General features: G+C 61.7%; 4 protein-coding genes and 1 pseudogene. 3 read left to right on the top strand and 2 right to left on the bottom strand.

The genetic code is table 11. The features are described from left to right. Positions 1-124 precede the first annotated feature (124 nt). The 3 genes and pseudogenes from MU407_RS13470 to MU407_RS13460 all read left to right on the top strand — a co-directional run. Positions 125-328, top strand: a pseudogene (locus MU407_RS13470) (hypothetical protein); the annotation flags it as partial. A 1,051-nt stretch (positions 329-1,379) separates the two neighbouring features. Beyond that, positions 1,380-1,895, top strand: coding sequence for an AAA family ATPase (locus tag MU407_RS13465; RefSeq protein WP_246958237.1), 516 nt, complete (start codon positions 1,380-1,382; stop codon positions 1,893-1,895). 594 nt (positions 1,896-2,489) lie between these two features. Then, complete coding sequence (locus tag MU407_RS13460) at positions 2,490-2,708, top strand: hypothetical protein (protein ID WP_246958235.1); 219 nt, start codon at positions 2,490-2,492, stop codon at positions 2,706-2,708. A gap of 654 nt (positions 2,709-3,362) precedes the next feature. Here the strand turns inward: MU407_RS13460 and MU407_RS13455 are convergent. Further along, on the bottom strand, positions 3,363-4,211 hold the full coding sequence (locus MU407_RS13455) for an ABC-2 family transporter protein (protein ID WP_246958233.1): 849 nt from the start codon (positions 4,209-4,211) through the stop codon (positions 3,363-3,365). Then, complete coding sequence (locus tag MU407_RS13450) at positions 4,204-5,043, bottom strand: ABC-2 family transporter protein (protein ID WP_246958231.1); 840 nt, start codon at positions 5,041-5,043, stop codon at positions 4,204-4,206. The genes MU407_RS13455 and MU407_RS13450 overlap by 8 nt, the downstream gene beginning before the upstream one ends. Between the last annotated feature and the right edge of the window lie 157 nt (positions 5,044-5,200).

The following is a 5,200-nucleotide window of genomic DNA, read 5'->3' as shown; positions in this document are numbered from 1 at the left end:
CCGGAACGCCCGACCACCGCGACCGACACGCGGCGGACCGTCACACCCTCATGCCACAATCAGCTCGCGCACACCGGCAACGACGCCGGACACCGCCGCTCAGCAGCACCATGAAAGATCGAGGCTACTGCAGAAGAACGTCCTGAACCGTCAGCGGTGACGCACCCGAAAAGAGCTCCGCATCGCCATCATTCCCCCGCAAGCGGGAGGTACCCCCTCCCGGATCGAGCGGACCTACCACCGGCGCCGACGGCAGGCCCGACTGGGCCGGTTGACCCCCATCGAACACGAGACCATCATGAACCCCGCCGTGACACTCGCGGCCTAACACCCCGACTGTCATCTGATCGTGCAGCAGTCCCTCGACGGTATCGTCGCGCGTGGCATGCTCGAGGTAGACCGAGACTAGCTGCCACTGTGGTGAGTACAGGAAAACACCCAGGGAACCGCTTCCCGCCTTGCACACCCCTGGACAGCGGAACCATCGTCCCGTACCGTGATCGGTGCCACATTTCGATACGTGGCACGTGTCCGGTATGGGCACCAAGTACACCATTTCGAAGGAGACTGTGTGACTTCGCCAATCCAGACAACAACGAGAATTTCTGCGGATTCTCTCGAAGATTGGTCACCAGGTTGGAACAAGGTGCCTGGGGTCTAGGTAGAGGGACGGCACATCACCATCGCCCCGGACCAGCACTTCTTTCGCTACGAGAATCCGAGTTGGGTCATCATTCCGTGGGATAGCGTCGAACGGGACATTCTGCCTACGCCTGAGACGACCCGGCGCACTCTCGAGCAGATCGTTCTTGACTACGTCAACGAACACGGGGAGGAAACCGACGACGCCGCACGTGTGGTTGCAACAGCGAGTCACGTCTACTCAGCTGTCTTCAACGATCGGTGGGTAAGCCAGGATCCAGAGCTTGAGGCAACTGGGGTCACGACCCATCACCTCAAACTGCTTCGTGAGATGGCTACGCTCATGGCGTTAAACCGCGTCGATGAGTTTGGTCACCCCTGCAACGTCGGGCCAGCTTGGTTCTTCCCAGTCCTTTGCGAGAAGGTCTTCGGACTAACTCATGGTGAGGCCGAATTTGTCGGCGACCTGCACCACGGATCCTTCTACAATGAGGAGCGACGGGTCCTAAGCGTCCGGGCGCACGCAGCATTGGGAGGGCGCCTGGTCCACGGTTGCCAGAGCGCTCCGTGTATGGCTGGCGGCGCCATCGTTCCGTACGGTGCCGACATCGACGCTTTCATGAGGGAGCTCGAATCCTTCAAGAACGAGTGGATGGACACCCTCCGCAGGTACTGATAGCCGAGTCGAAATCTGGTCGGAATCCTGCGGGGCTCCGACCATACTTCTGGAGATAATCATGTCAGCGAAGATTCTTGTTTTGAGTGGCGCATCCGGAGTCGGCAAGTCTACACTAGCGCGGCACTTACTCTCCCAGGCCCGAACCAGTTGGGTACACCTCGAGGCCGACCGTTCCGCCCCAGAGATAGTAAATCCACCAGGCGCCGCAGCCTTTGACCAGTCAGACTACCTAGACGCATTGCTGAATAGTCTTCTTGTTTGGCCACGCTCTGGATACAACTCAATTATCGACGGCATCCTGCCCTACCCAGAAGACGATTTATTTCGCCGTTGCGCCGCAACGTTGAGAGCATATAATGCTCGCTTTGTAAACGTGTACGCGCCACCAGAGAATGTCAAGCGCAGAATCGAGAAGCGCGGATGGGGCGACCCTGAGTGGTCACTTCGGCAGTTAGAGGACATCAACACTACAGAACCTCCGGACTATTCCGTTGACACGTCCACAGCACTGGATGCCAACACTGGCATTAAGTCCCTCCTTGCATGGATGAATGAAAGATCACTGGATGCCTGAAGGACTCGTTGGCGCGGGAATGCAGCCTGAGGTGGGAGCATCCCTTCACAATTATGCCCCTCTGGAACATCGATCGGTATTAGAGCTTGGCTGCGGATACATGACCCAGGCGCCCAAGGTGTTACGTCACGGGGGCTCATATACGGGCCTAGATGCAAATTTAGCCACCATCGAGCGGAATCGAACGCTGCTCCCCCGAGCTTCCTTTGTCCATGGGCGAGCCGAGGTTGCATCAAGCCTCCTGGACGGCCATCACTTCGATCTATTTGTATCAATATATGGCGCTCTACAGTTTGGCAATGCATCGCGAGTTTTGGGGGAAGCGAGACGCTTAGCCGCACCACATGCGAGCTTGATAATATCCGCGCGCCACCCATCCCTGCACGCAGACGATGCCGATCTAGACCGTGGTCGACCGCCGGAGCTACGGCTATACACCGTGAGTACACGCCCTAAACAACTGCTCCGTATGAACGTATCGGACAAGACGGGTTGGATGGAACTCTTCGAATCGTATGGCTGGCGGATAGTGCGCTATGCCGAACTCCCGACATCAGAGACGCCAGACACCTCCATATACATCCTGGAGGCAGGATGAACACCCTCAACGCACGCTGCTATGGGGAGGGCCTCATTCAGCTCGATGCCGAGCAACGAGAACTTTTCGATGATGAATCTCTTGCCTTCGCCACCTGGGCTGCCGGTCGGTTTCAACGCTTCTTTGAGTTTGGGACGAGCTACGGCAGGACTTCCATCGCCGTCGCCCTCGAAGGACTCTCGGTAACAAGTTATGAAGCGAGCGACCTGACTTGATGCATGGGGTGTCGCGTTGGCGTGGCGCAGTGCTGTGACCTGTAGGTTCGGCCTGTGGTGGGGTGGTTTTGGGATACTAATTCGGTGTTTGTGCGGAAGGTGAGGACCGGGTCGGGGGCTACTGCGGTCCAGGTTGTCCAGAAGCGGCAGGGCCAGCTGGAGATCATCAAGCACCTCGGGTCAGCGCATACTCCGGTAGAGGTCGCCCTGTTGGTCCAGCGAGGCCGGGAGGTCGTCCAGGGCGCTCAGCAGGCTCTGGATCTGGATCTGGAGACGCCCGCGGACACGGTCGCAGCGGCCTCCCGGAAAGGGCAGCAGGAGCTGCCGCTTCCCTCGGCGGGGGCTACGGCGCGAGAAGCGCGACCTGCCGTAGCCCCTCCCTCGCCCAGCAGGGGTGGGGTGCGGGTTGTGGGCACGCGTAGTGACGTGCTGTGGCAGGTACTGCGGGCGGCGTATTCCCGCCTCGGGTTCGCGGCCGTGGGCGATGAGGTGTTCGAGCAGGTGGTGCTGGCTCGTCTGGTGGAGCCCACGAGCAAGCTCGATGTTCCCCGGGTACTGGAGAGCCTTGGGGTGAACGCTCCGCACCACACCACGATCTACCGTCACCTGCGCAAGGCCCAGCAGAAGAACTACCGCGACCAGATCGCCAGTTCCTCAGTGGCCGGGGCTGGAGTAGTAGCGGGACATGAAGCGGAAGAACGTGATCCCCGCTGCGAGGATCACGGGCCCGGCCAGCGGGGAGAGCTGTGCGAGCCACAGGGGCACGACGAGGTCCTCTGTATGGTCCAGGATGATCGTGGCGGGGAGGTAGGCCATGAAGGCCAGCGGGATGAGAAAGGTGAGCAGCCAGGTGCCTGCGGTGCCGAAGATCGCCATGGGGTAGGCGCCGTAATCCGTGAGCACGCGATCGATGGTGAACTTGATCTGGGTGACCGGCCCCCACCTGAAATCCAGGCCGGAGAGGGCGATCTGAAGGCCGGCTTCCACCAGGCCGCCGCCGAGGGCCGCGATGATGAGGAAGAGGATCTTCCCGGGCGTCCAGGCGGCCTCGACCATGCTCGCCGCTGTCGTCAGGATCACCAGGCCCAGAACCAGGTCACCGATCGTGCCGGGGTTGAAGTAGCGGGTGAGCATCTGCATGAGCGGGCCCGCAGGACGCAGCAGGAACCGATCCCAGTCGCCGTTGCGCACGGCATAGGCGCTCAAGGCGTGCTGCCCGAAATTGATGGTGCACACGCCGTGGGCGGTCAGCCGCAGTCCGTAGAGGAAGGCCACCTCTCCGACGGTCCAGTCGGCGATCGCGCCGAAGGTACCGAGCAGCACGCCGATGAAGGCGAGCTGGGTTCCCTGGATGGCGAAGCTGGCAAGGATGAGCATGAACAGGTTGACCCGGTACACCCGCATGGATCGCCAGGTGCTCTGCAGCAGCACCAGATACGTGCGCCACGGCGGCACGGGGCGGGCGAGGGTCCCGGTCCGGGACGTCGTTGCGGCATCAGCCACCGAAGATCACCATCCTGCGGATCGCCCGCTTCCACACCATCGCTGCAAGGACGATGAGGACGAGCACCCAGATGAGCTGGCTGCCGATCGCGGTCAAGGTGTGCTTGCCCGGGCTCTGGTCGATGTAGATGCTGAGCGGCACAAACACCTGAGAGGAGAACGGCAGCGCGGTGAGCACATCAGTGAGCCATCCCGGCATGAACCACAGCGGGATGAGCGCCCCGGAGCTGAACTGAGCGAACATGCCATAGACGTGGAACGCGCCGGAGACCTCCAGGGTCCAGAAACCGGCCAGCCCGACGACGAAGTTCAGCAGCTGAGCGATCGCGAAGCCCAGCACGATGGATACCGTGAACGCGATCGCCGAGATCGCGGTGCCGGGAGGCTGGATCGCCCCGAGGAGCAGGCCGATCACGAGCCCGAGCCCGGCGGCGGGAAGCTGCGCGGCGGCGGCACCGGCCTGCTGGGCAAGGGTCATCGGGACCGCGGAGATTGGTCGCATCACGTCGAAGGCGATCGCCCCGGTTCGCAGCCGCCCGTACATCGTGTCGTACACGAAGGGCTGGAAGAGGATCGCGACCAGTGCACCGAGCACCGCATAGGTGATCGCATCATGCTGCTGGATCCCCGACACCTCACTGCGCGCCCCATACACGGCGCTCCACACCAGGAAGACCAGTACCACCTGCAGGGACGCGCCGAGCACACCGGCCCAGGTGGCGGTGCGGAACACAAACTGACCGCGCACGGCCTGCACCCCTGAGGCCAGCACGGCCGCGAGCATCTGACCGAAGGGCAGCTTCTGACCCGACATCACTGCAGTGGAGGTCATCCCTTCGCCTCCCCGGCGAGGTAGATCTGACCTGACTTGCACAGGTGGTGGCGGATTTCGGGGTTGGGAGGCGTGTTTGTGCTGGTGAGGGGTGTGTGGGTGGTCCGGGGTGGCACACTAATCGGGTGGTGTTTCTCAGGAAGGTGAAGACGGCCTC

The organism is Brachybacterium sp. Marseille-Q7125, assembly GCF_023062615.1.
GTDB lineage: Bacteria > Actinomycetota > Actinomycetes > Actinomycetales > Dermabacteraceae > Brachybacterium.
This window is presented reverse-complemented; position numbering and strand designations above follow the sequence as displayed.

Bases quoted from the DNA above. Each gene is read 5' to 3' on its own strand.
- MU407_RS13465 (WP_246958237.1), top strand. From the start codon at position 1,380: ATGTCAGCGAAGATTCTTGTTTTGAGTGGCGCATCCGGAGTCGGCAAG.
- MU407_RS13460 (WP_246958235.1), top strand. From the start codon at position 2,490: ATGAACACCCTCAACGCACGCTGCTATGGGGAGGGCCTCATTCAGCTC.
- MU407_RS13450 (WP_246958231.1), bottom strand. From the start codon at position 5,043: ATGACCTCCACTGCAGTGATGTCGGGTCAGAAGCTGCCCTTCGGTCAG.